Origin of the sequence: Azospirillum humicireducens, from assembly GCF_001639105.2 — a bacterium.
Classification (GTDB): Bacteria; Pseudomonadota; Alphaproteobacteria; order Azospirillales; family Azospirillaceae; genus Azospirillum; species Azospirillum humicireducens.
This window is the reverse complement of sequence record NZ_CP028902.1, coordinates 59,033-86,018: the sequence shown is the minus strand read 5'-3', so window position 1 is coordinate 86,018 and position 26,986 is coordinate 59,033. Positions and strand designations below refer to the sequence as shown.

Sequence of the window (26,986 nt, the reverse complement as noted above, 5' to 3'; positions counted from 1 at the left end):
TCTGCCCATCATGCTTGACGGAGTTCCCGTCGCCGATCCGTCTCCCGAGGCGCCGCCTTCCCCGCAGTCCCCGACGAGCCTGACCGTCCAGAGCGAAGGTGAACTGGCCGTCCGGCTGGCGGCGCTCGCCCGCCGTCCCGGCGGTGTCCTGCTGCTTGCGCGCAGCGACGGGCGTGCGGCCCGGCTGGCCCATCTGGCCGGCGACATCGCGCCCGACCTCCACGTCGTTCTGCTGCCCATCGACGAGACGGCTGCCGGTGACCGTGCCGCACCGTCGCGCGCCGTGCTGGGCCGCCGCGCCGCCGGGCTGATGCGGCTGGCCGACGATACGGCACCGGCCGCCGGTCGGCTGGTGGTGGCCTCGGCCGACCTCGCCCTGCAACGGCTGCCGCCGCCGCAGGCCTGGGAGGGCGCAAGGTTCCGTGTGACCCGCGGCATGGCCTATGACGAGGCGGCATGGCGCGGTTGGTTCGCCAGGGCCGGCTATGTGCTGGACGAGCGGGTCGACGAACCCGGCGAGGCGGCGATCCGTGGCGCGGTGGTGGAGGTCTTCCCCGGCGACGGCGACCGGCCGGTCCGCTGCGACATATCCCACGGGGTGGTGCGCGAGTTGCGGCTGTACGACCCGGTTTCCCAACGCTCCATCGCCTCCATCGGCGAGGTCATGCTCGGTCCGGTCACCGACCTGATCGTCGGGCCGGAGATGCTCGACCGGCTGACCGCCAACCTCTCGGATCTGGGCTATGTCCTGCCGGCGGACCTGCGTCGGGAGTTGGAGAAGGGGCGGCGGCCCTATGCCTTCGACCTTCAACTTCCCAATGTCTTCGACGATTGCCCGCTGCTGCTCGACCTGCTGCCGGACGCGCTGGTGGTTCTGGATGCCGGCGCGCGCGACCGCATCGAGGCGCGAGCCGACGATCTGGCCGGGTCCGGTCCGGACCGCCGCATCCGCCGCGACGACGCTTGCATCCTCCCGGTGCCGGCGTTGGAGCGGCGCCTGATCGATGCCGCGACCCTGGTCGGGAGGCTTGGCGCCCGCACCGTTCTGCCGGTGGAGGTGACGGCGGGACCGGCGGTGGAGGCGCCGCGCACCGAACGCACGCTGCTGCGCCGGGCGGCGGCTCTGGTCGAGGAGGGCGGCGCCGTGCTGCTCGCTCCCCGTTCCGGTGGCGGACCCGACGAGGCGGACCGGCTGGCGGAGCGGGCGGAGGCGGCGTTGGGGCGGCCGGTGCCACGCCTGGACCGCTGGCCGGATCCACCGCTCGCGCCGGGCGACTGTGCAGTGCTTGCCTTGCGGACCGGTGGGGGGTTCATCTGCGACGGCATCACCGTGCTGGTGGCGCCGCGCCATGCCGGGGACGGCGGCAGGGAGGCGTCGGCCCGGCCGCCGCTGGCGCCGTCTGAGCTGACGCCCGGTGACTTCGTCGTCCATCTGGATTACGGCATCGGCCAACTGGTCGGGCTGGAGGCCATCGCCTCCGACGACAGTGCGGGTGGGGAGACCACCGCCGACTTCCTGGTGCTGGATTATGCCCATGACGACCGGCTGCTGGTGCCGACCTCCGACTTCGACCGGCTGTGGCGCCACGGCTCGGCCGACACCGGGGCCCGGCTCGACAGCCTGAAGAACGCCAACTGGCTGGAGCGCCGCGCGGTGCTGGAGGCGGAGATCGGCGAGACCGCCAAGGGCATCCTGCGCGAGGCTCGCCGCCGCGCGCGGGAGACGGCACCGGTCATCGACCCGCCGGCCGACCGCATGCGCCGCCTCGGCGCCCGGTTCGGCTTCGATCCGACGGAGGGGCAGCATCACGCCATCCGGTCGGTGCTCGACGCCATGCGCCGGGGGCATCCGATGGACCATCTGGTCTGCGCCGATGTCGGATACGGCAAGACGGAGGTGGCCTTGCGCGCGGCGGCTGCCGTCGCCTTCGCCGGTCATCAGGTGGCGGTGATGGCCCCGACCTCCGTCCTCGCCCGGCAGCATCTGGACGTGTTCCGCCGCCGCTTCGCCGGTTTCGGCCTGACGGTGGAGCCCTTGACCGGTTCCATGACCAAGGCGGAAGCCGAGCGGGTGCGCGCCGGGCTGGTCAATGGGTCGGTGGACATCGTCATCGGCACCCATGCGCTGCTGTCCAAGGATGTCCGCTTCCAGCGCCTGGGCCTGATGGTGGTGGATGAGGAGCAGCGTTTCGGTGCCGCGCAGAAACAGGCGCTGAAGCGGCGGACCAAGGGTGTCCACAGCCTGGCGCTGAGCGCCACGCCGATCCCGCGCACGCTGCAGGGCGCGCTGGCGGGCCTGCGCGGACTCAGCATCATCGACACGCCGCCGGCCCGCCGCCGGCCGGTGCGCACCGCCGTGACCCCGCGCGATCCCACCACCGCCCGTGCCGCCCTGCTGCGCGAACTCGGCCGCGGCGGGCAGGCCTTCTGCGTCACCCCGCGCATTGCCGATCTGGGCGATCTGGAGGATTGGCTCCGGAATTTGGTGCCGGACGCGCGCATCGCCGTGGCGCACGGCCGGCTGGGGGCGGCGGCGCTGGACGATGCGGTGATGGGCTTCGTCGACGGCGAGAGCGACATCCTGCTGTCGACGCCGATCATCGAATCCGGCATCGACATCCCGCGCGCCAACACGCTGCTGCTGTTCCGTCCCGACCTGTTCGGGCTGGGCCAGCTGCACCAGCTGCGCGGCCGGGTGGGGCGTGGGGCGGTCCAGGGCTACGCCTATCTGCTGACCGATCCCGACCACCCGCTGGAGGAACGGGCGGCCCGCCGGCTCGGCTCCCTTGAGGTGATCGAAAGCCTGGGCGGCGGATTCGTGCTGAGCATGCTCGACCTCGACCAGCGCGGGGCGGGCGACCTGCTGGGCGAGGACCAGACCGGCCATCTGCGCGCAGTGGGGACGGAGCTGTACCAGCGCATCCTGGCCGACGCCCTGCGGTCGCTGCGCCACCAGCCGGACGAGCGCTGGGACCCCGAGGTGACGGTCGCGGTTCCCCATTGCATCCCCGCCGCCTACATCCCGGAGGAGGAGCTGCGCATCGGCCTGCACCGCCGCATCGCCCGCACCCGCGAGGCCGGCGAGCTGGATGCCCTGCGCGAGGAGATTGAGGACCGCTTCGGCCCGCTGCCCGATCCGGTGAAGCGCCTGCTTGCCGTGGCCTCCCTGCGCTGCCGCTGCCGGGCGCTGGGGATCGCTTCGCTCGGCTGCGGTCCGGCGGGCGTGGCGGCGACCCTGCACGGCGACCGCACCGAGAAGAGGGCGGCGACGCTCGCAAAGCGCTCCAAGGGCCTGCTGCGCGCCCAGGATGACCGCTTGACCGCCGCGCTGGAGGCCCCCGACGCCGACGGGCGGCTCGCCAATGCCGAACGGGTGCTGGACTGCATCGAGGCGATTGTCCGCAAGGCACAGAGGAGGAAGAAGGAAAGCGCAATTCGATAGCAAGCGGCAGAGTGCGCGGTGCCGTCCGCCGGCCCAGTTTGCCCCCTCAACACGTCTCGATGCCTGTATGGTTCGAGGAGGGAGAGGGACAGATGACCGTCGCACTCGATACCGCCGCACCCGCCATCGCCGCTACCGATACCGACGCCGACCGTTGGGACGCCTTGCGCCGCCGCGATCCCGCCGCCGACGGGCGGTTCGTCTATGCGGTCCGCAGCACCGGCGTCTATTGCCGTCCCAGCTGTGCCGCGCGCCCGGCCCGGCCGGAGAATGTCGTGTTCTACGACACCAACGCCGAGGCGGAACGGGCGGGCTTCCGTCCCTGCAAGCGCTGCCGTCCCGACGGACCGAGCCAAGCCGAACGCCGGGCCGACGCCGTCGCCCGCGCCTGCCGTCTGATCGAGGAGGCGGAGGAGGTTCCGCCGCTGGACCGGCTTGCCGCCGCCGCCGGGTTGAGCCCGCACCATTTCCACCGCATCTTCAAACAGACGACCGGCGTCACCCCGCGCGCCTATGCCGAGGCCCGCCGCGCCGCCCGCGTCGCCGGCACCCTGCAGGAGGCCGGCAGCGTGACCGAGGCGATCTACGAGGCCGGCTACGGCTCGTCCGGCCGCTTCTACGAGACGGCAGGGGCACGGCTGGGCATGACGCCCACCGCCTACCGCCGCGGCGGGGCGGGGGAGGCGATCCGCTTCGCGGTCGGGGCCTGCTCGCTGGGCTCCATCCTGGTGGCGGCGACGGAGCGCGGCATCTGCGCCATCCTGCTGGGCGACGATCCGGAGGCGTTGCTGCGCGACCTGCAGGACCGCTTCCCCAAGGCCGATCTGATCGGCGGTGACGCCGGATTCGAGACGACCGTGGCGCAGGTGGTGGGGCTGGTCGAGGCGCCGGGAACCGGGTTGGACCTGCCGCTGGACATCGGCGGCACCGCCTTCCAGCAGCGGGTCTGGCAGGCGTTGCAGGCGATACCCGCCGGGCGGACCGCCAGCTATGCCGAAATCGCCAGGGCAATCGGCGAGCCGGCGGCGGTGCGGGCGGTGGCGCGGGCCTGCGGCGCCAACCCGTTGGCGGTGGCGATCCCCTGCCACCGGGTGGTGCGCTCCGACGGCGGCCTGTCCGGCTACCGCTGGGGCGTGGAGCGCAAGCGCGACCTGTTGGAGAGGGAGCGGACGGAAGACCGCAAGGAGTTGGTGCGGTGACGGTGGTGGACGATCTGGACTGGACCCGCATCGGGGCGGAGCTCGATGCCGGCGGCCATGCCATGACCGGGCCGCTTCTGGATGCCGGGACCTGTGCGGCGCTGGCCGGCCTCTATGGGCGGGACACCCCTTTCCGAAGCCGGGTGGTGATGGAGCGGCACGGCTTCGGCAAGGGGGAGTACAAATACTTCACCCACCCGCTGCCGGACCCGGTCGCTGCCCTGCGGGCGCCGCTCTACCGTCGGCTGGCGCCCATCGCCAATCGCTGGGCCGAGGCGATGGGTCTCGACACCCGCTATCCGGCGGAGCATGCGGAGTTTCTGGAGCGCTGCCACGCCGCGGGACAGACGCGCCCGACGCCGCTTCTGCTGAAATACGGCCCCGGCGACTACAACTGCCTGCATCAGGACCTCTATGGCGAGACGGTGTTCCCGTTGCAGATCGCCATCCTGCTGTCGGAGCCCGGCAGCGGCTTCACCGGCGGCGAGTTCGTGCTGACCGAACAGCGCCCGCGCATGCAGTCGCGTGCCACCGTCGTGCCGCTGGGGCTGGGAGAGGGGGTGATCTTCGCCGTGGACCAGCGCCCGGTCCAGGGCAGCCGCGGCCCCTACCGTGTCCGCCACCGCCATGGCGTCAGCCCGGTCAGGTCGGGCGAACGCCACACGCTGGGCATCATCTTCCACGACGCGGCGTGAAGCGTCACCCTGCCGCCGATGGCGCCCGCGATCCCATTCCACGGGCAGGGGAATAGCCGCGCACCGCCAGCGCCGCGAACAGCAGGGTCGCGCTGGCGACCACGGCCAGCGCCAGTCCATCCAGTTGCCCGTACAGAGCGAAGCGGATCAGTTCCACCCCATGGGTGAAGGGGTTCAGGCTGCACAGCCACCACAGCAGCGGCCCGGCCTCCTCCATGCGATAGAGCGGATAGAGGGCGGAGGACAGGAAGAACAGGGGGAAGACGACGAAGTTCATCACCCCGGCGAAATTCTCCAGCTGCCGGATGGTGGAGGCCAGCACCATGCCCAGCGCGCCCAGCATCAGCCCGTTCAGCAGCAGGGCCGGCAGCACGGTCAGCGGCGCCCAGCCCGGCAGGTCGATGCCATAGAGCCGGACGATCAGCAGGAAGGCTGCCACCTGCAGCACCGACACCACCACCCCGCCCAACAGCCGCGCCAGCAGCAGGAAGCCGCGCGGCAGCGGGCTGGTCAGCAGGATGCGCATGCTGCCCATCTCGCGGTCGTAGACCATCGACAGCGAGCCCTGCATGCCGTTGAACAGCTGGATCATGCCGATCAGCCCCGGCACGATGTAGGTCTCGTAGGGGATGTAGGTCTCGTAGGGCGGAATGATGGCGATGCCGAGCGCCGCGCGGAAGCCCGCCGCGAAGACGAACAGCCAGACCAGCGGCCGGACCAGCGCGCCCAGGAAGCGTTCGCGCTGGTGGACGAAGCGCAGGACCTCCCGCGCGACGATTCCCTGGAAGGCGATCCACCATCCGCTCATGCCGCGGCCTCCGCATTCGCATCCATGCCGGCGACCGGTTTGGCGGCGGTCAGCCGGTCGAAACTCTCCGCAACGGTGGCACACCCGGTTTCGGCATTCACCGCGGCGACCGGGCCGCTGGCCCGCACCCGGCCGCGATGCAGGACCACGACATGGTCGGTGGCCGGGTCGATCTCGTCGATCAGGTGGGTGGCCCACAGCACGGCGATGCCCTCTCCCTCGCACAGCGCATGGACATGGCGGATCAGCGTGCGGCGGGCGGGGATGTCGAGCCCAACCGTCGGTTCGTCCAGCAAAAGCAGGGATGGGCGGTGCAGCAGGGCGCGGGCGATCTCCACCCGCCGGCGATGCCCGCCATTCAGGGCGCGAACCTTCTCGCCCCGCCGTTCGAACAGGGACAGGCGGGTCAGTTCCGTCTCGATCCGGCGGTCGGCCTCGCGCCGGCCGATGCCGTGCAGGGCCGCGAAATAGCGCAGATTCTGCACCACCGTCAGGTCGAGGTCGAGCGTCGGCTGCTGGAACACCACTCCCAGCCGGGCCAGTGCCTCGCCGGGTGATTGCGCCATGTCGCGGCCGTGGATGCGCACCCTGCCCGAGTTGGGCCGCAGAAGTCCGGTGGCGAGCGCGAACAGGGTGCTCTTCCCCGCCCCGTTGGGGCCGAGCAGGCAGGTGAAGGCGCCCGGCATCACGCGGAACCCGACATCCTCCAGCGCATGGCGCTCCCCGCCATAGCTGTGGCGCAGCCCCTCAACCTCCAATGCCGGCACCGTCATCCTGCTGCCCCCATTTTCCATCACCCCTTGACGACGACGCCCCAGGGATAGCGGCCGACCTTGATCGACTTCGTCACCTTCAGGCTGTCGACGTCGATCACCGACACGTCGCTGCTGACCCCGTTGGTGGTGTAGAGCGTCTTCTGGTCGGGCGTCAGCGCCAGATGCCAGACGCGGCGGCCGACCAGCAGGTAGTCCTTCACCTCGAAGGTCTTGGCGTCCACCACGGCGACATGGTTGGCCGGGCCGAGCGCCACGAAGGCATAGCGGCCGTCGTCGGTCAGCTTGACACCGACCGGCTGGATGCGGTCCTTGGCGACACCCTTGATGTGGAAGTCGATGGCCTTCTTGACCTGGCGCGTGGCGGTGTCGATGACGCTGACGGTGCCGCCGATCTCCGACGATACCCACAGCTGCGCGCCGTCCTTGGTGAACTCGGCATGGCGCGGGCGCGGGCCGACCAGGGTGTTGTCGACGACCTGCCGCTTCTCCACGTCGATCCAGTGGACCATGCTGGTGGTCTCCGACGTGTTGACGGCCCAGCGTCCGTCGGGGCTGACGTCCATCCCCTCCGGCTCCACCCCGACATCGACCTGGAAGGCGACCTTGCGGGTGGGCACGTCGACCACGGTGACGACGTTGCTGTCCTCGTTGGCGATGAACAGGCTCTTGCCGTCGGGGCTGAGCGCGAACTGTTCCGGATCCTCGCCGGAGGGCAGATTGTGGACGACCTTCCTGCTGGCGAGGTCGAGCACCTGCACCGCATGGTCGTCGCTGGCGCAGATGAACAGCTGGGTGCCGTCCTTCGACAGGGTGATGCCGCGCGGGCGCTTGCCGACCTTGATGGTGTCGACCACCGCCAGCGTCTTGCCGTCGATCACCGACAGGCTGTTGTCCTTCTCGTTCGACACATAGATCGTCTGGGCCGACGCGGCGGACGCCAGGAAGGCGGTCAGCAGGGACGCGGCTATGGGGAGCCGGGGCAGGCGGGCGGATGTCATGGCGTCTTCTTCCCTCGCGTCTTGCAGAGCGTTTCAGGTTGGTCGTAGCCCAGGCTGTCCAGTTCGGTCCGCGGGTGCAGGAACCCCTCCTGCGGCGACACCGACACGACCGAGCGGTCGGCCGCCAGCAGCACCGGCTGGCGCAACTGCCCGTCCCACGGACGCAGGGTCAGCGGTGCGCCGCGGAAGGCGGACATGGTGAAGTCGGGCGACTGGATGAAGGCGATCAGCCGGTCCGGATCGGTGGTGCGGGCGCGGGCGGCGGCCTCCCCCACCACGCGGACGGCGGTCCAGCCATTGTGGTCGCGGGCGGTCATCGGCCGCTTGGCCGCCGCCTTGAAGCGGGATTGCAGTTGCGCCGCCCCCCATTGTTCGTGGGTGCGGTGCCACACCGTGGGGACCAGCCCCTGGGTGCCGGCCACCGGGCGCGGATCGGCGGTGCGGTAGGACAGGTAGTCGCCGAACTCCCCGACCTCGTCGGCGACGATCAGCACGTCGTAGGATTTGGCCTGGGTGAAGACGGGGATTTCCGCCTCCGCCGTGCGGTTCACGTCGCTGTCGGCGGTCCACGCCTTCTCCGCCACGATCTGGGCGCCGACGCGCTTGGCGGTGCGGCGGACGGCGTCGGCATAGAGCCTGTCCTCCGGCCGGCGGCCGGTGACGAGGAACCAGCGCGGCCAGCGCTTCTTCACCAGATACTGCCCCAACGCATCGGCCAGCATCGCCCGGCTGGGCGCCACATGCAGCAGGTTGGGCGCGCAGGCCGCGCCGCGCAGGGAGTCGTCCGGCGCGTTCGCGTTCAAAAGCAGCAGGTTGCGCGCTTCCGGCAGCTTCGACAGCGCATCCACCGTGGTGCCGGGTGCGTCGACGACGACGAATCGCCCGCCGCGTCCCGCCAGTTCGCGCAGGGCCGCCGCGGCATCGCCGTCCGGCGGAACCTTCACGCTGTCCAGCACGAAGGACTGCTTGAGGAATTTGCCGGTCGTGTTGTTGTCGGCGATGGCGAGCGTTGCGCCGGCCAACCCGTCGTCCGGCGGCGGCTCGTCCGGGTTGGCGACGTAGGGCGGCGGTTCCGGCGTCTGCGACAGGAAGCCGATGCGGATCTCGCCGGCATCGGCGCCGGCAATCTGCTGGGCGGCAGCCGGCAGTCCGGCGAGCAGAACGGTGCCCAATGCAGCACCGAGTGCGGCCAGCGACAGGCTGTGGAGCAGGCGGGTCTTCGTCATCGTATCCGTCGGAACGCAAACAGTTTGGAGTGCAGCCTATCGGGCGAATCCGGTCTCCGGAATGCGACTATGGGAGAATGGACAGCCGCCCGGCGGGTCGGGCCGCCCGCAAGGTGGTCATAGCCGCGCTCCGACTTGTACGAAAGTCCAATTATTGGTATTGCTGACCAGTGGTTATCCTGGCACCCGTTCGATCAGGAAACCACTGCCGGAACCTCCGATGGCGCCCGTCACCCGTCGCCGCTTTCTCTCCGGACTTGCCGCAACCGGCGCCGCCATCGGGGCGTCGGCCGTTCCGCGGACCGCGTCCGCCCGCCCGCTCGACGAGGTGATGGAGCGCGGCCGGCTGCGCGTGGCCGTCTACCGCGATTTCCGGCCCTTCTCCTTTCAGCAGGACGGGATCCTGGTCGGCATCGACGTGGACCTTGCCCGTGCAATCGCGGGAAAGCTGGGGGTGAAGGCCGACATCGTGGAACAGATCGCCGGGGAGACCGTGTCCGACGACCTGCGCGTCGCGGTCTGGCGCGGCAGCCTGTTCGGCGGCGAGCTGGCCGACATCATGATGCACATCCCCTATGACAAGCAGTTCGGCCTGATGAACCCGGAGGCGGTGCTGTTCGGCCCCTACCATCACGAAGTGTTCGCGCTGGCCCGCAATCCGCAGCGGGTGCGTTCCGCCATGCTGGCGACCCTGCCGGAGGAGCCGATCGCGGTGGAGATCGACAGCATCCCCGACTTCTTCCTGCTGGGCCTGCAGGGCGGCCGGCTGCGCAGCCACATCATCCATTGCCCGACGCCCGAGGCCGCCGTCGAGAAGCTGACCTCCGGTGAGGCCGCCGCGGTGCTGGCGCCGCTCAGCCAGGTGCAGGCCGCCCTCGGCGCACGGGCGGAGCAGTTCCCCATCGCCACCGTGACCCTGCCGGGGATGATGACGTCGAGCTGGAACGTCGGCATGGCGACCAAGGAGAACTCCCGCGATCTCGTCTATGCCGTCGGCGACGCGGTGGCCGCCCTGACCGAGGACGGGACGATGGCGAGGATCTTCGCCAGCTACGGCGTCACCCACACCCCGCCCCCACTGGTGGAGTGAAGCTCTCGGGATCCCCTCTCCCCAGGGGGGAGAGGGGGAAGCTGCCGATTGGGAGGAGTTGCATGCGACACGCCTTGCTCGGAAGCCACCTGACCGTAGCGCTGCTGATGGCAGCCTCCCCGGCATTCTCCGCGCCTTCTCCGTCCGACCCGCTCGGCTCCGTGATGTGGGAGGCCCTGCGCGAGCAGTATTTCGCCGACGCGCCTGTGGTGTTCGATGACAAAGTGAAGGTCACCTCACCCGCCTCCGCGGAAGACACCCGCGCGGTGCCGCTGTCCGTCGACGCCACCGCCTTGGGACAGGTGGTGGAGATGCTGGCGATCGCCGACCTCAACCCCTTTCCGCTGATCCTGCGCTATCACCCCGGCACCGCCGCGCCCTACATCGCCACCCGCATCAAGATCCAGCAGGCGACCGCCGTGCGCGGCGCGGCGCGGACCGCAGACGGCGTGTGGCATGTGTCGGGCGTCCTGGTCGATGCGGCGGGCGGTGGCTGCAGCGCCCCGCCGGTGTCCTACGCGCAGAAGGATTGGGCCGACCATGTCGGCGAGGTGCAGGCGCGGCTGTGGCCGGCGGATGCGGACGGGGTGGCGCGGCTGAGGCTGCGCATCCGTCATCCCAACGACACCGGCCTCGTCGACGGCATCCCCGCCTTCTTCGTCGAGACGCTGACGGTCCAGGCGCAGACCCCCGGCGGCCCGGCCGAACTGGCGCGGATCGACAGCCTGGAGCCGGTTTCGGAAAACCCGGTCTATTCCCTCGACCTCCGCCCGCCGCCGGATGCCAGGGCGCTGGTGCTGCGCGGCCGCGACAACCAGGGCGGCGAGATCGACGCGATCATCCCGATGCCGCCGCCCGGCGCCCGGCCGGCGATGACGCTGCGCCCAACCGACCCGCTGCGGAGTGTCGGACAATGACGACGAAGCTTTTGCGCCGGCTGGCGCTTGCTGCCGTTCTTGCCGCGGGTCTCACAGCCACCGCCCAAGCCGCCGGCCCGCTGACCTACGACCTGAAGCCGACGCGCATCGCCCCGGACACCTATGTGTTCGAGGGATCGACCAAGCATTTCACCCGTGCCAACGGCGGAAACATCCTGAATTCCGGCTTCATCGTTACCGCCGACGGAGTGATCGTCATCCAGACCGGTCCGTCCCGCCGCTATGGCGAGGAGATGCGCGCCGCCATCCGCAAGGTTACCGACAAGTCGGTCCGCAAGGTCTTCGTCAGCAACCTGCACCCCGATTACTGGCTGGGTTCCCAGGCCTTCGCCGACGTGCCGGTCGCGGCGCTGCCCGGCACCATCGCCGGCATCCAGGAGGAGGGGAGCGGCATCGCCGACAACATGTACCGGCTGGTCGGCGACTGGATGCGCGGGACCGAGGTGACGGTGCCGACCGAGCCGGTCTATGGATCCACCGTCAAGTTCGGCGACCATCGGCTGCGGCTGATCCCGCTGGCGGGCCACACCGCCGCCGACCTGATGATCCTGGACGAGACGACGGGCGTGCTGTTCGCCGGCGGCGTCGTCTTCTGCAACCGCACCCCCACCACGCCCCATGCCTCCATCGCCGACTGGCTGAAGGAGCTCGACGCGGTGGATGCGCTGGACATCCGGCTGCTGGTGCCCAACCACGGCAACATCCGCCCCGACAAGGCTTGTGTCGCCCAGACCCGCGACTGGCTGACCTGGCTGGACGGCACGCTGCGCCATGCGATGGAGTCGGGCATGGACATGGCGGAAGCGCTGGAACTGCCGATCCCCGAACGCTTTGCAGTTCTCGACGTGCTGCGCGAAGAGTATCGCCGCTCCGTCGCCCATCTCTGGCCGAAGATCGAGCGCGAGAGCCTTCCCAGAGTCAATTGACGCTTGCGCCTGCTACTATCCGACAATTTACCCGACCGATCATCCGTCTACACTGCCGATATCGTGAAGCGACGCGGCCCTTGCGGCCGCCAACATCCTGATAGCCGCCCCGATTCCGACCCAGAACCGCCGGACCCGCCCGTCCTGCGGCAACGGTCGGATCTTGTCCGGGCGGTGCCGTCATCATCAGTCTTGGGAGGCAACCGCACATGAAGCGTCTGGTTACAAGTCTCGCCCTGGCAGCCTCGCTGACCGCCTTCAGCGCCACCGGCGTTCTCGCCGCCGCCAGCACCTCCAATGGCCCATCCAACGAGGATCTGCTGAAGAGCGCCACCAACACCGAAGCGGTCCTGACCTATGGCATGGGTCCGCAGGCCCAGCGCTTCAGCCCGCTGACCGACCTGAACGCCGACACCGTGAAGAAGCTGGTCCCGGTCTGGTCCTTCTCCTTCGGCGGCGAGAAGCAGCGCGGGCAGGAAGCCCAGCCCATCGTCTATGACGGCACCATCTACGTCACCGGCTCCTACTCCCGCCTCTATGCGGTCGATGCCCGCACCGGCCATAAGAAGTGGGAATACAACCACCGCCTGCCCGACGGCATCATGCCCTGCTGCGACGTGGTGAACCGCGGCGCAGCGATCTACAAGGACAAGATCTATTTCGCCACGCTGGACGCCCGCCTCGTCGCGCTGAACCGCGAGACCGGCAAGGTCGTCTGGAACAAGAAGCTGCAGGACTACAAGGAAGGCTATTCCAACACCGCCGCCCCGATGATCGTCGACGGCAAGATCATCACCGGCAACTCCGGCGGCGAGTTCGGCGTCATCGGCATGGTCGAGGCCCGCGATGCCGAGACGGGCGAGCTCGTCTGGCAGCGCCCGACCATCGAAGGCAACATGGGGACGCTGAACGGCAAGGACTCGACCGTCACCGGCAAGACCAATGCCAGCTGGCCGGGCGACATGTACAAGACCGGCGGCGGCGCCACCTGGCTGGGCGGCACCTACGATCCGGAGACCAAGAGCCTGTTCTTCGGCACCGGCAACCCGGCGCCGTGGAACTCGCACCTGCGCCCCGGCGACAACCTCTACACCTCCTCCACGCTCGCCATCAATCCGGACAACGGCGAGATCAAGTGGCATTACCAGACCACGCCGCATGACGGCTGGGACTTCGACGGCGTGAACGAGCTCGTGTCCTTCGACCTGAAGAAGGACGGCAAGGTCATCAAGGCCGGCGGCAAGGCCGACCGCAACGGCTTCTTCTACGTCATCGACCGCAACACCGGGAAGCTGATCAACGCCACGCCCTTCGTCACCAAGATCACCTGGGCCAAGGGCATCGACCTCGAGACCGGCCGTCCGATCTACATCGACGACAACCGTCCGGGCGCCCCGACCCAGGGCAGCGGCGAGGCCAAGGGCAAGTCGGTCTTCTCGGCTCCCGCCTTCCTCGGCGCCAAGAACTGGATGCCGATGGCCTACAACCCGCAGACCGAGCTGTTCTATGTCCCGGCCAACGAGTGGGGCATGGACATCTGGAACGAGCCGATCACCTACAAGAAGGGTGCGGCCTATCTCGGCGCCGGTTTCACCATCAAGCCGCTGTATGATGATTACATCGGCGCGCTGCGCGCCGTCGATCCGAAGACCGGCAAGATCGTCTGGGAATACAAGAACCCGGCTCCGCTGTGGGGCGGCGTCCTGACCACCGCCGGCAACCTCGTCTTCACCGGCACGCCGGAAGGCTACCTGAAGGCCTTCGACGCCAAGTCCGGCACGGAGGTCTGGAAGTTCCAGACCGGCTCCGGCGTGGTCGGCAGCCCGGTCACCTGGAAGATGGATGGCGAGCAGTATGTCGCCGTCGTCTCCGGCTGGGGCGGCGCGGTGCCGCTGTGGGGCGGCGATGTCGCCAAGCTGGTGAAGGACATCAACCAGGGCGGCTCGCTCTGGGTCTTCAAGCTGCCCAAGGCCTGATCGGTCCTCGACCGGCTGGAGAGGCCGATCGGGAAGGGGCGGACCGGAGCAATCCGGTCCGCTCGTTTCCATGTGCAGATACTGTATAGTTAAGCCGATCCATTGTTCAGTTTTGTCCTACCATAGTCCAATTATTTGCCTGGCATACTGCTGATAACGTCTGTCCATGCGAAGCAGAAGCCGCAAGGCGGCGAGAAACAGAGGGAACGTCTTACTCATGACTGCACGGATTCTTCGGATTGCAGCCGCTGTTGGTCTGATCGGCGCCGTGGCGCTGCCCGGCCTTGTCTATGCCCATGGCGATGTGGTGCCGCAGGCGGTCGATACCACCGGGCTGGACAAGCTGGGCGACAAATGGCGCGACAGCAATCCCTACCGCAGCAACCAGCGCGCCATCGAGATCGGCGCGTCGGCCTTCAACCAGAACTGCGCGCGCTGCCATGGGCTGGGCGCGGTGTCCGGCGGCATCGCTCCCGACCTGCGCTATCTGGAAAAGGGCGATGCCGGCGACGAGTGGTTCAAGGAGCGCGTGATCAACGGCTCCATCCGCAACGGCGTCACCTACATGCCGGCCTTCGGCGAGGCGCTGGGGCAGGAGGCGCTGTGGTCGATCCGCTCCTGGCTGGAAACCGTGCACGAGGACTGATCCCCTGCCGCCGATTGTCGGGCGCCGGTTGCCGGGCGCCGGCTCTCCGTTCCCGTTCTTCCCCATCCAAGGTGCTCATCCATGATCCGCAGAACCGCTTCCCTGGTCGCCGTCGCCGTCGCCGCCGCCCTGCTGGCTGCGCCCGCCGCCGTTTCGTATGCCGCCGACCGCGCCACCCCCGAACAGGCCAAGTCGCTGGTCGCCGACGCCGTCGCCTATCTGAAGGCCAAGGGGCCGGAGGAAGCCACCAAGGCCTTCCAGGACCCGAAGGGCAGCTTCCGCCGTGGCGAGCTGTATGTCTTCGTCTTCGATACCAACGGCCGTTACGTGGCGTCCGGCGCCAACCCGCGCCTTGCCGGTTCCGAGGCGGCCGACCTGAAGGATGCCGAAGGCAAGCCCATCGTCCAGGCGATGATCACGGAAACCAAGGACAAGCCGAGCGCCGTCATCGACTATGTCTGGCTGAACCGCCAGAGCAACAAGGTCGAGCACAAGCATTCCTACGTCACCCGCGACGGCAATTACATCGTCGGGGCGGGAACCTACGATCAGTGAGGGCGCAGGGGGGCGGGCAGTGGCGCAGGAGCCCGGCTTCTCCGCATGGTTCGCCCCACTCTCCTATCGTTGACTGTACGAACCATCTGCAATGCCCCTAGACTGAGGGCGCAACCAGACGCCGGGGATCGGACCATGTCGGCAGGCTGTACGAGACGGGCGACGCTGCTGGCCGCCGGCGCGCTTGCCGCGTCGGCGGCGCTCCGGCCCGGTTTCGCCGCCGAACGGCCGGTGGTTCGCGCCGGGGTGCTGAAGTTCGGAACCGTCAGCTGGGAACTCGACACCGTCCGCGCCAACCGCTTCGACCAGGAGGCCGGCATCGACCTGCGTCTGGTGGAGTTGGCGGGGAATCCGGCCACGCAGGTCGCGCTGCAGGCGGGCGGGGTGGAGGTGATCGTCTCCGATTGGCTGTGGGTGTCGCGGATGCGCACGAAGGGGGAGGCGTTGTCCTTCATCCCCTATTCGACCGCCGTCGGCGCGCTGGTGGTGCCGGCCGGCTCCGCGATCACGGGAATAGCCGACCTGCGCGGCAGGCGCATCGGGGTCGCCGGCAGCCCGCTGGACAAGAGCTGGCTCCTGCTGAAGGCGCTGGCCGGCGACCGGCACGGCCTTGCGCTCGACCGCGAGGCCCAGCCCTTCTTCGCCGCACCGCCGTTGCTGAACAGCAAGATCGGTGACGGCGACCTGGACGCCGTGCTGACCTACTGGCCCTTCGCCGCCCGGCTGGAGGCGCGGGGCATGCGCGTGTTGGTCACGGTGTCTGACATGCTGACGGCGCTGGGCCAGCCGGCCAACATTCCGTCCATCGGCTATGTCTTCCGCGAGGACTGGGCGCGCGCCAATCCGGCCGCCCTCGCCGGATTCCAGGCGGCCATCGGCAGGGCGAAGACGCTGCTGGCGCAATCGGATGCCGCCTGGGACCGGCTGGCTCCGCTGATGCAGGCGGAGGACGACGCCACCTTCCGCACCCTGCGCGACCGCTACCGCGAGGGCATTCCCCGCCGCTGGACCGCGGAGGAGCAGGCCGGCGCCGCGCAGCTCTATGCGTTGCTGGCCCGGCTCGGCGGTCGCGAACTGGTCGGCGACGCGGCGACGATCGCGCCCGGCACCTTCTGGGCCGGCGGGTCGTAGCCGGTGCGCCGCGCCCTGCTGCCGCTGCTGTCGGTCCTGCTGCTGCTCGCCTGCTGGCAGGCGGCGGCGCTGCTGGCCGGCGGACGCCTGCTGCCGGGGCCGTTGCCGGTCGCGCAATCCCTGCTGCGCGAGGCGGAGAGCGGCGCGCTGTTCCACCATCTCGGCGTCACGCTGCTGCGGGTTCTGGGCGCCTTCGCGCTCGCCATGTCCATCGGCACCGGGCTGGGGGTGGCGATGGGCCGCTCCCTCTTCGCCGACCGGCTGTTCGGGTCCTGGCTGGTCTTCTTTCTGAATTTGCCGGCGCTGGTGGTGATCGTGCTGGCCTATGTCTGGTTCGGCCTGACCGAGGCCGCGGCCATCGGTGCGGTGGCCGTCAACAAGATCCCCAACACGGTCGTCCTGGTGCGTGCCGGTGCGCGGGCCATCGACGAGGGGTTGATCGACATGGCCCGCGTCTATCGGCTGTCTCCGGCCGACCGGCTGCGCCATGTGCTGCTGCCGCAACTCACCCCGACCATCGCCGCTGCCGCGCGGTCCGGCCTGGCGCTGATCTGGAAGATCGTGCTGGTGGTCGAACTGCTGGGCCGCAGCGACGGTGTCGGATTCCAGATCAACCTCCTTTTCCAGACGTTCGATGTCGCAGGAATCCTGGCGTACACCGTCGCGTTCGTGGCCGTGGTCCAGCTTTTGGAATACGGCGTCCTCCAACCCGTCGAGCGGCGCTGCCAGCGTTGGCGGCGCTTGCCCGCTGACGCTTGAAATCCGCTCCAAGCGCTTTGGCGCGACGGAGGCCGTGCGCGGCCTGTCGCTGTCCGCGGCGGCGGGTGAGGTCGTGGCCCTGGTCGGCCCCAGCGGCTGCGGCAAGACGACGGCGCTCGGCATTGTCGCCGGGCTGGACCGCGCCTTCGACGGGGAGGTCAGCATCGGCACGCGCCCCGATGGCGGACCGGCGCGGCTGGGCTATGTGTTCCAGGAACCGCGGCTGCTGCCCTGGCGTACCGTGCGGCAGAATCTGGCGCTGGTCCTGCCGCGGGCGCAACGCAAAGGGCCGGCGGTCGGCGCCATTCTGGACGCGCTGGAGCTGACCCCCTTCGCCGACCGTTTCCCGACCCAGCTGTCGCTGGGCATGGCGCGGCGGGTGGCGCTGGCCCGCGCCTTCGTGGTGGAACCGGATCTGCTGCTGATGGACGAGCCCTTCGTTTCGCTGGACGAACCGACGGCGCTGCGGCTGCGCGCGCTGCTGACCGGATTGCTGGACCGGCGGCCGACCACCGTCCTGCTGGTGACCCACAATCTGCGCGAGGCGCTGGCGCTCGCCGACCGGCTCCTGCTGCTGGCTCCGTCGCCGGGGCGGGTGGTGGCCGAGGTGCCGGTGCCCATTCCCCGCGCCGCCCGCGACGATGCCACCATCGAAGCGCTGCGCCGCGACCTGCTGTCCCGCCCGGAACCGGCCTTCCGCCTGCTGGCATGAGATCTGCCGATTTTCAGTGCATTTGCCCCTCGTTCGGTTCGGACGGGTGCGCTATGGTGCCTCCGGTGCCGGTTCGGTTTGACGGTGGTGAAAGGCGGCGGAGCCGAATGGCGTTCGGTCGGTCGACAGTGGGGCAGGGACGGAGACTTGGCCTGTTGGCCGGGTTGGTCGCGCTGTTGCTGCAAGTCATCGCCTGGGGCTGGATGCCCGTTGCGACCGCCGTTGCCAGGACCGGAGGAACGGCGTCGCTGCTGATCTGTTCGGCCGGCGGCTTCGCGACGATCGACATGGATCCTGCGGAATATGGGCCGGCGGAGTATGGGTTCGACGCCATCGGCGTGGACCGGGACGCCGGGGGCAGCGATGGCGGCACTTCCGGCCCGACACCCTTCGGCAGCGGCCATTGCCCGCTCTGCCCGCTGATTGCCGGGCTCGCCTTGCCCCCGCCGCCCCTGACGGTCGGCCCGGCCATGTCAGTTGCCGGCGACACCCGCCTGCTGCCGGGCGGGCGGATCGCTGCGGGTTGGTTCCTGTCGACGCTCCAGGCCCGCGCCCCTCCGTCCTACGCCTGATCTCAGACGTCCGATTTTCCCTTTGCCACCCGACCGGGCTGCCAATCGCGTGCCGGATCCAATCCGGATCCGTGCCGTCCGCATGCCATGCCCATGTCCGTCTTCAGGAGAAGAAGTCAATGAAGCGCATTCTCGGCATCGCCACCGCCCTCGTTCTGCTCGGCGGCGGTGCCGTACTGGCCCACGGTTACAAGGCCGGTCCGATCGACATCGGCCATCCCTGGGCCCGTGCCACCGCGCCGTCGGCGCCCAACGGTGGCGCTTACCTGTCGCTGACCAACACCGGCACGGCGGAAGACCGTCTGGTCGCCGCCTCGACCCCCGCGGCCGAAAAGGCGGAACTGCACACCCATCTCAACGAGAATGGCGTGATGAAGATGCGGGAGGTTCCCTTCATCGCCGTCGCGCCGGGAGATTCGGTGAAGCTGGCGCCGGGTGGGCTGCACGTCATGCTGCTCGGTCTCAAGAAGCCGCTGGTGAAGGGAGAGCGCGTGCCTTTGACCCTGCGCTTCGAGAAGGCCGGCAGCGTCGAGGTCGAACTCGCCGTCGAGGCCGCCGGCCAGAGCGGTTCCGACCACGACCATGGCCATAACGCTGGGCAAGCTGGCAAGCAGTAAAGCAAATCCGTTCCCCACCGGCCGGATTGCCGGCAGCCTCATCCGATGGCTGCCGGCAATTCGGGCAACCGACTGCCGGATATTGCATTTAATTTACGAATGAAAAGTATCCGTGAAGGATAAGAAAATGCCATAAATAGGCTTTCCCCACAAAAAAGCGGAATTTATTGTTGGTGTCTTGAGAGAATCGGTCTCGATGTTGGCGGAGACGTCGGATAGAGTGCTGTTGGTCCGATCCCATCTCTTTCATCCGCACCAAGAGCCACGCCTTGAGCGATTTTGCCGACCATTTCCAGCATGATGTCCTTCGGGAGCTCATTGGATCCTTGCGGTTGACCGACGCTCCTCTGCTGGTTCTGTGCGGTCCGAATGGCGGCTATCTGGCGCTCAGCGATTCGACGCGCCGCTATTTCGGTCCGGTTGCCAATCAGATGCTGGGCAACGGCTGGATTTCGGCGATCCATCCCGATGACCAGCTGCTCGCCGCCGACTCCTGGCTGCGGGCGGTTTTCCACGATGCGGCTTATGACCTGCAGCTGCGATACCGGCGCTATGACGGCTGTTATCGCGCCTTCGCGGTAAGAGCCGTCCGCTTCTTCGACCAACTGGCCCATGAGACACGGTGGCTGGTGGGGTCCGAGCCGCTCGACGAGTGACGGCCCCCCGCTGCAAGGCGAAGTCCGCGGCGCAGGGGCCGGTCGATGGCCCGACGGCGCCGGTCAGCGCGGACGGTGGCGGGCCAGCGCGTCGGCGATGTCCAGGTCGCGGAAGGGCTTGCCGACCACAGGGCGCGCACGGTGGGCGTCGGGCAGCCCCTCCGCCCCATGGCCGGTGGTGAAGATGAAGGGGATGCCGGCGGCGGCCAGCCGGTCGGCCACCGCATCCACCCGCTCGCCGCGCAGATTGACGTCGAGCAGAGCGATGTCGAAACCGCCGGCCGCGATCATCTCCAGCGCCGCCGTCACCGAGCCGGCCGGGCCGAGGCAGGTCACGCCGCGGTCGAGCAGGGCATCCTCCAGGCTCATGGCGATCAGCGGCTCGTCCTCGACGATCAGGACGGTCAGGTCGGAGATATTCGCGTCGGTCACTGCGGGCTCACTCGCGACGACAGGGGAATCACCAGCCGGCATCGCACGCCTGCCGGGTCGAAAGCAAGCGCCACGTCGCCCTCCAGTTCATGCGCCAGGCCGCGTTCGATCAGGCGCGATCCGAAGCCGCGGCGGGTCGGCGTCACCACCGGCGGCCCGCCGCTCTCGCGCCAGCGCAGGACCAGGGCTCCGGCGTGACCGTCCTTGCCGGCGCGCACCGGCGGCTGGGCCGGCTTCGCGATCTCCCAATCCAGTTCCACCCGTCCGTTTTCCGCGGACAGGGCACCATATTTGGCGGCGTTGGTGGCAAGCTCGTGGAAGGCGAGGTGAAGGGACACCGCGACGCCGGTGGTCAGGTTGACCGGCGGTCCGCCGACCGTGACGCGGCCGGCATGGACATGGGGTTCCAGCGTCAAGGCGGCGATCTCGCTCAGCGAGGCGCCCTGCCACTGACGGCGGGTCAGCAGGTCATGGGCCTGGGCCAGCGCGCGCAGACGGGACTGGAAGGCATCCGGAAACGCCTCCACCGACGGCGCGGCGCGCAGGGTCTGCTTGGCGATGGACTGCACCATCGCCAGGGTGTTCTTCACCCGGTGGTTCAGCTCCTCCAGCAGCAGGAGTTGCCGCTCCTCCGCCTTCTTGCGGTCGGTGATGTTCAGCGAGACGCCGGCCAGCCCGGTCGGCGTACCGTCCCGGTCATAGACGGCGCGGCCACGCACCTGCACCCAATGGACGCTGCCGTCGGGCCAGACGGTCCGGTACTCCATGTCCAGCGGGGAGCCGTTGTTCACCGCCTGCTGCACCATCGCCTGTTGATAGTTGCGGTCCTCGGGATGGACATGCGCCAGCAGCCGGTCATAGCTGGCGAGCTCGTCCGGGTCGGACAGGCCGAGATTGGCGGCGCAGATCGCGGACACGCGCAGACGGTTGTCGGCCAGTGTCAGTTCCCATGAGCCGAGCCGCCCGGCCTCAAGCGCGAAGCGCAGCCGCGCCTCGCTTTCAGCCAGGGCCTGGCGCTTGTCGGCCAGTTCGTTGCGGTCGCGCGCCTCCACCAGCGCGCGGCGGACGACGACCTGCAGGCGCTCCATCCGCAGCTTGACCACGTAATCGGTGGCGCCCTTCTTCAGCGCCTCGATGGCGGTTTCTTCGCCGAGCATGCCGGACACGAAGATGAAGGGCACACGCGGCAGCCGCTCCCGCGCGATGGCCAGCGCCGACATGCCGTCGAAATCGGGCAGGTCGAAGTCCGACAGGATCAGGTCGTACGGCCCGCCGGCCGTGACCGCGTCCATGAAGGAGTGCCGGGTATCGACCCGCTGGATGTCGAAATCATGGTCGTCGATCATCAGCAGGTGCTCGCGCACCAGATCGGCGTCCATGCCGTTGTCCTCCAGCAGCAGGACGCGGCAGGGAACCGGCAGCCTCGGACCGTCGGGCATGCCGTCCGACAGGTCGGTCCCCTTGTGCGGGTCGAGCAGCCCGGTCATCAGTTGCCGCGCGGCCGGCGGGGGTGGCAGCCGGGCGGCGGCTCGTTCAGGATCGCCCAGAAGCTGCCGATGTCGCGGATGGCGTCGAAGAACTCCTTGAAGCCGACCGGCTTGACGACGAAGGCGTTCACCCCCAGCCGGTAGCTGCGGACCAGATCCTGCTCCTCCTTGGAGGAGGTCAGCATGACCACCGGGATGGCGCGGGTGCTGTCGTTGGCCTTGATCCGCTGCAGCACCTCGATCCCGTCCACCTTCGGCAGCTTGATGTCGAGGATGATGACGGCCGGGTATTTCGGGTCGGTCGGCTTCGACACCGCCTCCCCATCCGCGTGGAACAGGTAGGACAGCGCCTCCGCCCCGTCGCGGGCGACGACGATGTCGTTGGCGAGCTGCGCCTCGGCGAAGGCCTCCAGAGTCAGTTCCAGGTCCTTCGGGTTGTCCTCGACCAGCAGGATCGGTTTCAGCGTGGCCATTGGGCTACCTCGATTCGGCGGTTGCGGACCGCGGCAGGGAGAAATGGAAGGTCGCACCGTGATCCAGCCTGCCTTCGGCCCACACCCGGCCGCCATGGCGCTCCACGATTCGGCGGACATTGGCGAGGCCGATGCCGATGCCTTCGAACTCCTCCTCGCGGTGCAGGCGCTGGAAAACGCCGAAGAGCTTACCGGCATAGGCCATGTCGAATCCACGGCCATTGTCGCGCACATAGAACTGGTGCGTGTCGGGCGTACTGTGGCAGCCGACCTCGATTTCCGGTGCGGCACGGTCGCGGGAATATTTGATGGCGTTGGACAGCAGGTTCTGCACCACCAGCCTCAGCATCGTCGGATCGCCGGTGACGGCGGGCAGCGGATGCACGGTCCAATGGACGTTGCGCCCCCTCAGATCGGGCTCCAGCAGGTTGCGGACCTCCTCCACCAGCCGGCCGACATCGACCTCCACCCGCGCCAGCGTGGCGCGGCCGAGCTGCGAGAAGTGCAGAAGCCCGTCGACCAGCGTGCCGGCCGAACCGGCCGCCTCGATGATGCTGTCCAGATAGTGGCGTTCCCGGTCGTTCAGCTTGTCGGCGGCGCGGGCGCGCAAAAGCTCGGCATAGCTGGAGACGTGGCGGAAAGGGGCCCGCAGATCGTGCGAGACGGAGTAGGAGAAGGCGGCCAGTTCGCCGTTGCTGCGGCGAAGCTCCTCGTTCAGCGCGGCCATCTCCTCGGCCTTGCGCAGCACGATGCTGACGATGGCGTTGCGGAAGTCCCCGGCGGCTTCTATCTCGCCATGGCGCCAGGGCAGGGACTGGCCGCGCACCGTCTCCTTCCAAATCTCGAAGGAATTGCGCGGCGACAGCCTGCCGCTGCCGTCGACCGGCTTCTTGGGGTCGCCGGCCCAGTCGATGGAGCGCACGATCTCCGGCCGGAACCACAGGAGGTAGCTGGGATGCAGCTGGGAGATGGAGATCGCCAGAAGCCCGCTGGCACTGGCGTCCATTCCGGCGGCGATCTGCATCTGCGCCGGCAGCTGGTGGCTGGCGAACAGATCCTTGATGCCCCGACCGGCCAGCTCCGCGCCGATGGCCTCCACCGTTGCCTGCGGCGGGGTATGGCCGATCAGCCGGCAATCGCCGTCGAACAGGATGGCGGCGCCGTCGGCATTGACCAGCGACAGCAAATCCTCCCCATCCTCCGCCAGCCCGTCGATGAAGCGTTCCGCCGCGGCCATATGGGCGAGCAGCCGGGCCTGGATGCTCTTGGATCGGATGCGGTGGTCGGCATCCTCCGCCCGCTCCAGCGCGATCATCTGGCTGGACAGCACCTGTCCCAGCAGGTCGCAGGCGGTGCGGACGGCGAAGGACACCTGCCGCGGTTCGGCGTGATGGCAGGAGATCAGGCCCCACAGCCGTTCCCCGTCCATCACGGAGATCGACATGGAGGCCGGCGTGCCCATGTTGCGCATATATTCCAGATGCACGGGCGATGCGCTGCGCAGCACGGAAAAGCTGAGGTCGAGCGGCTCCGGATCCCGGTCCGATGCGAGGATGGGGACCGGCCGGTAGCGGGCATCGGCGATCAGCCGCAGGCGGTTCAGCGCGTAGAGGCGCCTCGCCTGCTCCGGAATGTCGGAGGCGGGAAAGCGCAGGCCGCGGTAGGAGGGCAGGCGGCCGTTGCCGTCCTCTGCGATGACGGTGCCGTTCCACAGGTCGTCGAAGCGGTAGATCAGAACACGGTCGAAACCGGTCAGCGACCGCACCTCCTCCGCCGTGCAGGCCAGCAGGGTCTCGAAACCATGGGACGCCTGCATCCGCCTGATGCCTTCGCGCATCTGCGGATAGAGGGCCTCAAGCGTGCCGATGCCGGTGGCCGCAAGATCCTCCAGCTCCAGGATCACCAACCGGCCGGACCTGTGGGCGATGGCCTGATGGTCGCTGCCGCCGCGCAGATGCAGGATATCGAACTGTACCGGTTCGGACGGGGCGCCACTCAGCCGGCGGACGAGCGAGGCCATGCCGTCGGCATCGATCAGCCGGTCGATCGGCTGGCCGAAGGCCTCGTCGAGGGGGCGGTTGAGCACAGCCCCGGCCTCCGCGCTCGCGCGCACCAGGCGCAGGCCGTCGGGTTCCAGCGCCAGGAGATGGCCGTGGGGCTGGATGCTGCCGGGAATGTGAATCGGTTCGCGCGCGCAGGCGTCGAGGTCAAAGCTGCCCGCCATGGTCTGGGGCCACGGTTCCGGTCCGGTTGCAGGCGTCACGGTCGTCCTTTGCTCGTCTCGGTCACAATCCGGCAGGCCCGCTTGAACCGGGCCCTCTTCACCAGAGTCCGCCGGAGCGGCGCCGAGAGTTCAACGGCACTCCGAACAGTCCACGATGCAAAACCCGGCTCCTACCCTGCGCGTCGCGTTGCGGCGACCGGCAAGGCAGGATATTCATCAGACCCTATACTTTCATTATCATATGGCAAGTTTTTGGCCAGTTCCCAAGATTTTGTCTGATTTCTGCTTTAATCATAGAACGAAGATCATATACCGCTTTGTCTTATGGATCAGCTTAAAAGTACGGGTACTCCGGTTGTGCCGCATGGCAGGTCGATAGAGGCGGGCAGATGACGGCGGCAAGGGCAGGGAGAGGGGAGGGGCAGACGGTATGAAGACCGCGGTGACGGGTTTGCTTGGCATCGATTACCCGATCGTGCAGGGCGGGATGCAGTGGGTCGGGTTGGCGGAGCTGGCATCGGCGGTTTCCAACGCCGGCGGGCTCGGCATCCTGACGGCGCTGACGCAGCCGACGCCGGAGGACCTGGCGCGGGAAATCCAGCGCTGCCGCGGCATGACCGACCGGCCCTTCGGCGTCAACCTGACCATGCTGCCGACGGTGACGCCGCCGCCCTACGAGCGCTATCTGGACGTCATCGTCGACAGCGGCGTGAGCATCGTCGAGACCGCCGGCAACAGCCCGCGCGCCTTCGTCGAGCGCATGAAGGCGCACGGCATCCGCATCCTGCACAAATGCACCAGCGTCCGTCATGCGCTGAGCGCCGAGCGGGCCGGGGTGGACGTCATCAGCATCGACGGCTTCGAATGCGCCGGCCATCCGGGGGAGGACGACATCCCCGGCCTGGTGCTGATCCCGGCGGCGGTGCGGGCGCTGAGGATTCCGGTCATCGCCTCTGGCGGCATCGCGGACGGACGCGGCATGGCCGCGGCTCTGGCGCTGGGCGCGCAGGGTGTCAACATGGGCACGCGCTTCCTCTGCACACGGGAGGCGCCGGTGCATGACGCCATCAAGCAGGCGCTGGTCGCGGCCGGCGAACGCGACACCAATCTGATCCTGCGCAGCCTGCGCAACACCGCCCGCGTGTTCAAGAATGCCGTGTCGGACGAGGTGGTGGCGCTGGAACGGCGTCCCGGCGGCGCCGCTTTCGAAGAGCTGCGCCCCCTCGTCGCCGGCCAGCGCGGCCGGGCCGCCCTGGCATCCGGCGATGCCCAGGGCGGGGTGGTGTCGGCCGGCATGGTCATCGGCCTGATCGACGACATTCCGACCTGCGACGAGCTGATCCGCCGCATGGTCGCGGAGTGCCGGACCCACCTGCGCCGTGCGCTGGCGATGGCGGAGGAGTAGGCGATCAGAAGATGAGCTTCAGGATGCCGGTGACGACCAGCAGGCCGATGATGAAGATGATCAGGATGGCCCAACCGAAGATTTTGAGCATGCTGGCGGTCCCCGTGTGGCTTCGTTCACGGCGTGGTGTCTCTGCGGCCCGGTGACGCCACGCCCATGCTTGGTTCAACCCGCCGGCCGGGATTCGGTTCCCGCGGGAGGCGTGTGGGGGCAGCCCGTCAACGCGCCGCGACAGGGGGCCGGGCTCCTTGCCGCTCACGCGAACCGTCTGGCCCCTGCGACGCAGAGCACCACCAGCCCAGTCACCGCGACCATGGTCCAGGCGACCGGCTCATGCAGCAGCAGCCCCGCCAGCGCAAGGCCGAGGAGGGGCTGAAGCAGCTGCAATTGACCCACGCCGGCGATGCCGCCGAGTGCCAGCCCGCGATACCAGAAGACGAATCCCACCAGCATGCTGAAGACCGAGACGTAGCCAAGCCCGATCCAGGCCGGCGCACCGACGGCGGTCCAGCCATCCGGCATCGTCAGGATCGCGGCCACTGCCATCGCCGGCGATGCCAGCACGAGCGCCCAGGAAATGACCTGCCAGCCGCCCAGCCGCCGGGAGAGGACGGCACCCTCGGCATAGCCGAGCCCGCAGAGCAGAATGGCCGCGACCATCAGCAGGCCGCCGGCAAGCGAGGCGCCTCCCCCCTGTGCCAGGGCGAAGCCGGCGACGGCGAATCCTCCGACGGTCGAGAACAGCCAGAAGGCGGGTTTCGGCCGTTCCCCCGACCGCAGCACGCCGAACAGGGCGGTGGCGAGCGGCAGCAGCCCGATGAACACGATCGACTGTGCCGAGGTGATCCGTTGAAGCGCCAGCGCCGTCAGCAGGGGAAAGCCGACGACGACCCCGAGCGCAACGACGGCCAGCGGGCGCAGGTCGCTGCGGGCGGGCCGCGTCTGCCGCAGGATCGACAGCAGCACGGCCGCCAGTGCGGCGGCGATCACCGCCCGCGCCGAGGTCAGGAACAGCGGCGGAAACCCGGCGACCGCGACGCGCGTTGCCGGCAGCGAACCGCTGAAGATGACCACGCCCAGCATCCCGCTGCCCCATCCTGCCGAAACCCACCGCATCCCCGACCCCTTTTGGTGCTTGAATGCGACGATCCTAGCGTCGGGACCGCTGGTGAAGACAGCAACAGTCCCATACAATTCCGCCAAACTGTATTGCTCACGGAAACCATACGGATGGGGACGGCGC

26 protein-coding genes are annotated in these 26,986 nt (G+C 68.8%); 16 read left to right on the top strand and 10 right to left on the bottom strand.

Annotation, left to right across the window (positions count from 1 at the left end):
• The first annotated feature begins 10 nt into the window (after positions 1 to 10).
• From A6A40_RS15045 to A6A40_RS15035, 3 genes are all read left to right on the top strand, one after another.
• Positions 11 to 3,442 (top strand): DEAD/DEAH box helicase, encoded by a 3,432-nt coding sequence (locus tag A6A40_RS15045; RefSeq protein WP_108546752.1) that lies wholly within the window; start codon positions 11 to 13, stop codon positions 3,440 to 3,442.
• A gap of 92 nt (positions 3,443 to 3,534) precedes the next feature.
• Positions 3,535 to 4,641, top strand: a complete 1,107-nt coding sequence (gene ada, locus A6A40_RS15040; protein ID WP_108546751.1) for a bifunctional DNA-binding transcriptional regulator/O6-methylguanine-DNA methyltransferase Ada — start codon at positions 3,535 to 3,537, stop codon at positions 4,639 to 4,641.
• Positions 4,638 to 5,336 carry a 2OG-Fe(II) oxygenase gene (locus A6A40_RS15035; protein WP_108546750.1) on the top strand — a complete coding sequence of 233 codons (699 nt, stop codon included), beginning with the start codon at positions 4,638 to 4,640 and terminating at the stop codon, positions 5,334 to 5,336. Before ada ends, A6A40_RS15035 begins: the two co-directional genes overlap by 4 nt.
• Before the next feature lie 4 nt (positions 5,337 to 5,340).
• On the opposite strand, the gene A6A40_RS15030 is transcribed toward A6A40_RS15035, so the two are convergent.
• Genes A6A40_RS15030 through A6A40_RS15015 form a run of 4 tightly spaced genes read right to left on the bottom strand, consistent with a single transcriptional unit; the run spans position 5,341 to position 9,144 of the window.
• Entirely contained in the window at positions 5,341 to 6,144 is an 804-nt protein-coding gene (locus A6A40_RS15030; protein ID WP_108546749.1) for an ABC transporter permease, read from the bottom strand.
• Entirely contained in the window at positions 6,141 to 6,917 is a 777-nt protein-coding gene (locus tag A6A40_RS15025; RefSeq protein ID WP_108546748.1) for an ABC transporter ATP-binding protein, read from the bottom strand. Before A6A40_RS15025 ends, A6A40_RS15030 begins: the two co-directional genes overlap by 4 nt.
• A 20-nt stretch (positions 6,918 to 6,937) precedes the next feature.
• Positions 6,938 to 7,918, bottom strand: a complete 981-nt coding sequence (locus A6A40_RS15020) for a YVTN family beta-propeller repeat protein (protein WP_108546747.1) — start codon at positions 7,916 to 7,918, stop codon at positions 6,938 to 6,940.
• On the bottom strand, positions 7,915 to 9,144 hold the full coding sequence (locus A6A40_RS15015) for an ABC transporter substrate-binding protein (protein WP_108546746.1): 1,230 nt from the start codon (positions 9,142 to 9,144) through the stop codon (positions 7,915 to 7,917). Before A6A40_RS15015 ends, A6A40_RS15020 begins: the two co-directional genes overlap by 4 nt.
• A gap of 220 nt (positions 9,145 to 9,364) precedes the next feature.
• On the opposite strand from A6A40_RS15015, the gene A6A40_RS15010 reads away from it, so the two are divergent.
• The 12 genes from A6A40_RS15010 to A6A40_RS14955 all read left to right on the top strand — a co-directional run bounded on the left by A6A40_RS15010 (position 9,365) and on the right by A6A40_RS14955 (position 19,722).
• On the top strand, positions 9,365 to 10,234 hold the full coding sequence (locus A6A40_RS15010) for a transporter substrate-binding domain-containing protein (RefSeq protein ID WP_108546745.1): 870 nt from the start codon (positions 9,365 to 9,367) through the stop codon (positions 10,232 to 10,234).
• A 62-nt stretch (positions 10,235 to 10,296) separates the two neighbouring features.
• Positions 10,297 to 11,151: a quinoprotein dehydrogenase-associated SoxYZ-like carrier gene (locus tag A6A40_RS15005; RefSeq protein WP_108546744.1), complete on the top strand. Its 855-nt coding sequence runs from the start codon at positions 10,297 to 10,299 to the stop codon at positions 11,149 to 11,151.
• On the top strand, positions 11,148 to 12,098 hold the full coding sequence (locus A6A40_RS15000; protein ID WP_108546743.1) for a quinoprotein relay system zinc metallohydrolase 1: 951 nt from the start codon (positions 11,148 to 11,150) through the stop codon (positions 12,096 to 12,098). The genes A6A40_RS15005 and A6A40_RS15000 overlap by 4 nt, the downstream gene beginning before the upstream one ends.
• Positions 12,099 to 12,307: 209 nt before the next feature.
• Positions 12,308 to 14,074 (top strand): methanol/ethanol family PQQ-dependent dehydrogenase, encoded by a 1,767-nt coding sequence (locus tag A6A40_RS14995; RefSeq protein WP_108546742.1) that lies wholly within the window; start codon positions 12,308 to 12,310, stop codon positions 14,072 to 14,074.
• A gap of 217 nt (positions 14,075 to 14,291) precedes the next feature.
• Positions 14,292 to 14,720, top strand: a complete 429-nt coding sequence (gene pedF, locus A6A40_RS14990; RefSeq protein ID WP_108546741.1) for a cytochrome c-550 PedF — start codon at positions 14,292 to 14,294, stop codon at positions 14,718 to 14,720.
• 81 nt (positions 14,721 to 14,801) lie between these two features.
• On the top strand, positions 14,802 to 15,275 hold the full coding sequence (locus A6A40_RS14985) for a cache domain-containing protein (protein ID WP_108546740.1): 474 nt from the start codon (positions 14,802 to 14,804) through the stop codon (positions 15,273 to 15,275).
• Positions 15,276 to 15,410: 135 nt separating this feature from the next.
• Positions 15,411 to 16,406, top strand: coding sequence for an ABC transporter substrate-binding protein (locus tag A6A40_RS14980; protein ID WP_108546739.1), 996 nt, complete (start codon positions 15,411 to 15,413; stop codon positions 16,404 to 16,406).
• A gap of 3 nt (positions 16,407 to 16,409) precedes the next feature.
• Positions 16,410 to 17,165: an ABC transporter permease gene (locus A6A40_RS14975; protein WP_108546738.1), complete on the top strand. Its 756-nt coding sequence runs from the start codon at positions 16,410 to 16,412 to the stop codon at positions 17,163 to 17,165.
• A gap of 34 nt (positions 17,166 to 17,199) precedes the next feature.
• Positions 17,200 to 17,877 carry an ABC transporter ATP-binding protein gene (locus A6A40_RS14970; protein WP_236783808.1) on the top strand — a complete coding sequence of 226 codons (678 nt, stop codon included), beginning with the start codon at positions 17,200 to 17,202 and terminating at the stop codon, positions 17,875 to 17,877.
• 155 nt (positions 17,878 to 18,032) lie between these two features.
• Positions 18,033 to 18,449: a DUF2946 family protein gene (locus tag A6A40_RS14965; protein ID WP_236783807.1), complete on the top strand. Its 417-nt coding sequence runs from the start codon at positions 18,033 to 18,035 to the stop codon at positions 18,447 to 18,449.
• Positions 18,450 to 18,568: 119 nt separating this feature from the next.
• The gene (locus tag A6A40_RS14960) at positions 18,569 to 19,066 is read left to right on the top strand and encodes a copper chaperone PCu(A)C (RefSeq protein ID WP_108546736.1); all 498 of its coding nucleotides are present in this window, start codon (positions 18,569 to 18,571) and stop codon (positions 19,064 to 19,066) included.
• Positions 19,067 to 19,398: 332 nt separating this feature from the next.
• Entirely contained in the window at positions 19,399 to 19,722 is a 324-nt protein-coding gene (locus A6A40_RS14955; protein ID WP_236783806.1) for a PAS domain-containing protein, read from the top strand.
• A gap of 63 nt (positions 19,723 to 19,785) precedes the next feature.
• On the opposite strand, the gene A6A40_RS14950 is transcribed toward A6A40_RS14955, so the two are convergent.
• The 4 genes from A6A40_RS14950 to A6A40_RS14935 are packed head-to-tail and all read right to left on the bottom strand — an operon-like array spanning position 19,786 to position 24,338.
• Positions 19,786 to 20,154 carry a response regulator gene (locus A6A40_RS14950; protein WP_108546734.1) on the bottom strand — a complete coding sequence of 123 codons (369 nt, stop codon included), beginning with the start codon at positions 20,152 to 20,154 and terminating at the stop codon, positions 19,786 to 19,788.
• Complete coding sequence (locus A6A40_RS14945; RefSeq protein ID WP_108546733.1) at positions 20,151 to 21,641, bottom strand: sensor histidine kinase; 1,491 nt, start codon at positions 21,639 to 21,641, stop codon at positions 20,151 to 20,153. Before A6A40_RS14945 ends, A6A40_RS14950 begins: the two co-directional genes overlap by 4 nt.
• Complete coding sequence (locus tag A6A40_RS14940; protein ID WP_108546732.1) at positions 21,641 to 22,114, bottom strand: response regulator; 474 nt, start codon at positions 22,112 to 22,114, stop codon at positions 21,641 to 21,643. Before A6A40_RS14940 ends, A6A40_RS14945 begins: the two co-directional genes overlap by 1 nt.
• Before the next feature lie 4 nt (positions 22,115 to 22,118).
• Entirely contained in the window at positions 22,119 to 24,338 is a 2,220-nt protein-coding gene (locus A6A40_RS14935) for an ATP-binding protein (protein ID WP_108546731.1), read from the bottom strand.
• Positions 24,339 to 24,768: 430 nt separating this feature from the next.
• Between A6A40_RS14935 and A6A40_RS14930 the strand changes: the two genes are divergently transcribed.
• The gene (locus A6A40_RS14930) at positions 24,769 to 25,743 is read left to right on the top strand and encodes an NAD(P)H-dependent flavin oxidoreductase (RefSeq protein ID WP_108546730.1); all 975 of its coding nucleotides are present in this window, start codon (positions 24,769 to 24,771) and stop codon (positions 25,741 to 25,743) included.
• A gap of 4 nt (positions 25,744 to 25,747) precedes the next feature.
• On the opposite strand, the gene A6A40_RS30400 is transcribed toward A6A40_RS14930, so the two are convergent.
• Positions 25,748 to 26,002, bottom strand: coding sequence for a small membrane protein YohP (locus tag A6A40_RS30400; RefSeq protein ID WP_146191565.1), 255 nt, complete (start codon positions 26,000 to 26,002; stop codon positions 25,748 to 25,750).
• Complete coding sequence (locus tag A6A40_RS14925; RefSeq protein ID WP_108546729.1) at positions 25,999 to 26,859, bottom strand: DMT family transporter; 861 nt, start codon at positions 26,857 to 26,859, stop codon at positions 25,999 to 26,001. Before A6A40_RS14925 ends, A6A40_RS30400 begins: the two co-directional genes overlap by 4 nt.
• Positions 26,860 to 26,986 lie beyond the last annotated feature (127 nt).

Coding starts and splice junctions, on each gene's coding strand:
- A6A40_RS15045 (WP_108546752.1), top strand. CDS start 11: ATGCTTGACGGAGTTCCCGTCGCCGATCCGTCTCCCGAGGCGCCGCCT.
- ada (WP_108546751.1), top strand. CDS start 3,535: ATGACCGTCGCACTCGATACCGCCGCACCCGCCATCGCCGCTACCGAT.
- A6A40_RS15030 (WP_108546749.1), bottom strand. CDS start 6,144: ATGAGCGGATGGTGGATCGCCTTCCAGGGAATCGTCGCGCGGGAGGTC.
- A6A40_RS15025 (WP_108546748.1), bottom strand. CDS start 6,917: ATGACGGTGCCGGCATTGGAGGTTGAGGGGCTGCGCCACAGCTATGGC.
- A6A40_RS15020 (WP_108546747.1), bottom strand. CDS start 7,918: ATGACATCCGCCCGCCTGCCCCGGCTCCCCATAGCCGCGTCCCTGCTG.
- A6A40_RS15015 (WP_108546746.1), bottom strand. CDS start 9,144: ATGACGAAGACCCGCCTGCTCCACAGCCTGTCGCTGGCCGCACTCGGT.
- A6A40_RS15010 (WP_108546745.1), top strand. CDS start 9,365: ATGGCGCCCGTCACCCGTCGCCGCTTTCTCTCCGGACTTGCCGCAACC.
- A6A40_RS15005 (WP_108546744.1), top strand. CDS start 10,297: ATGCGACACGCCTTGCTCGGAAGCCACCTGACCGTAGCGCTGCTGATG.
- A6A40_RS15000 (WP_108546743.1), top strand. CDS start 11,148: ATGACGACGAAGCTTTTGCGCCGGCTGGCGCTTGCTGCCGTTCTTGCC.
- A6A40_RS14995 (WP_108546742.1), top strand. CDS start 12,308: ATGAAGCGTCTGGTTACAAGTCTCGCCCTGGCAGCCTCGCTGACCGCC.
- pedF (WP_108546741.1), top strand. CDS start 14,292: ATGACTGCACGGATTCTTCGGATTGCAGCCGCTGTTGGTCTGATCGGC.
- A6A40_RS14985 (WP_108546740.1), top strand. CDS start 14,802: ATGATCCGCAGAACCGCTTCCCTGGTCGCCGTCGCCGTCGCCGCCGCC.
- A6A40_RS14980 (WP_108546739.1), top strand. CDS start 15,411: ATGTCGGCAGGCTGTACGAGACGGGCGACGCTGCTGGCCGCCGGCGCG.
- A6A40_RS14960 (WP_108546736.1), top strand. CDS start 18,569: ATGAAGCGCATTCTCGGCATCGCCACCGCCCTCGTTCTGCTCGGCGGC.
- A6A40_RS14945 (WP_108546733.1), bottom strand. CDS start 21,641: ATGACCGGGCTGCTCGACCCGCACAAGGGGACCGACCTGTCGGACGGC.
- A6A40_RS14940 (WP_108546732.1), bottom strand. CDS start 22,114: ATGGCCACGCTGAAACCGATCCTGCTGGTCGAGGACAACCCGAAGGAC.
- A6A40_RS14935 (WP_108546731.1), bottom strand. CDS start 24,338: ATGGCGGGCAGCTTTGACCTCGACGCCTGCGCGCGCGAACCGATTCAC.
- A6A40_RS14930 (WP_108546730.1), top strand. CDS start 24,769: ATGAAGACCGCGGTGACGGGTTTGCTTGGCATCGATTACCCGATCGTG.
- A6A40_RS14925 (WP_108546729.1), bottom strand. CDS start 26,859: ATGCGGTGGGTTTCGGCAGGATGGGGCAGCGGGATGCTGGGCGTGGTC.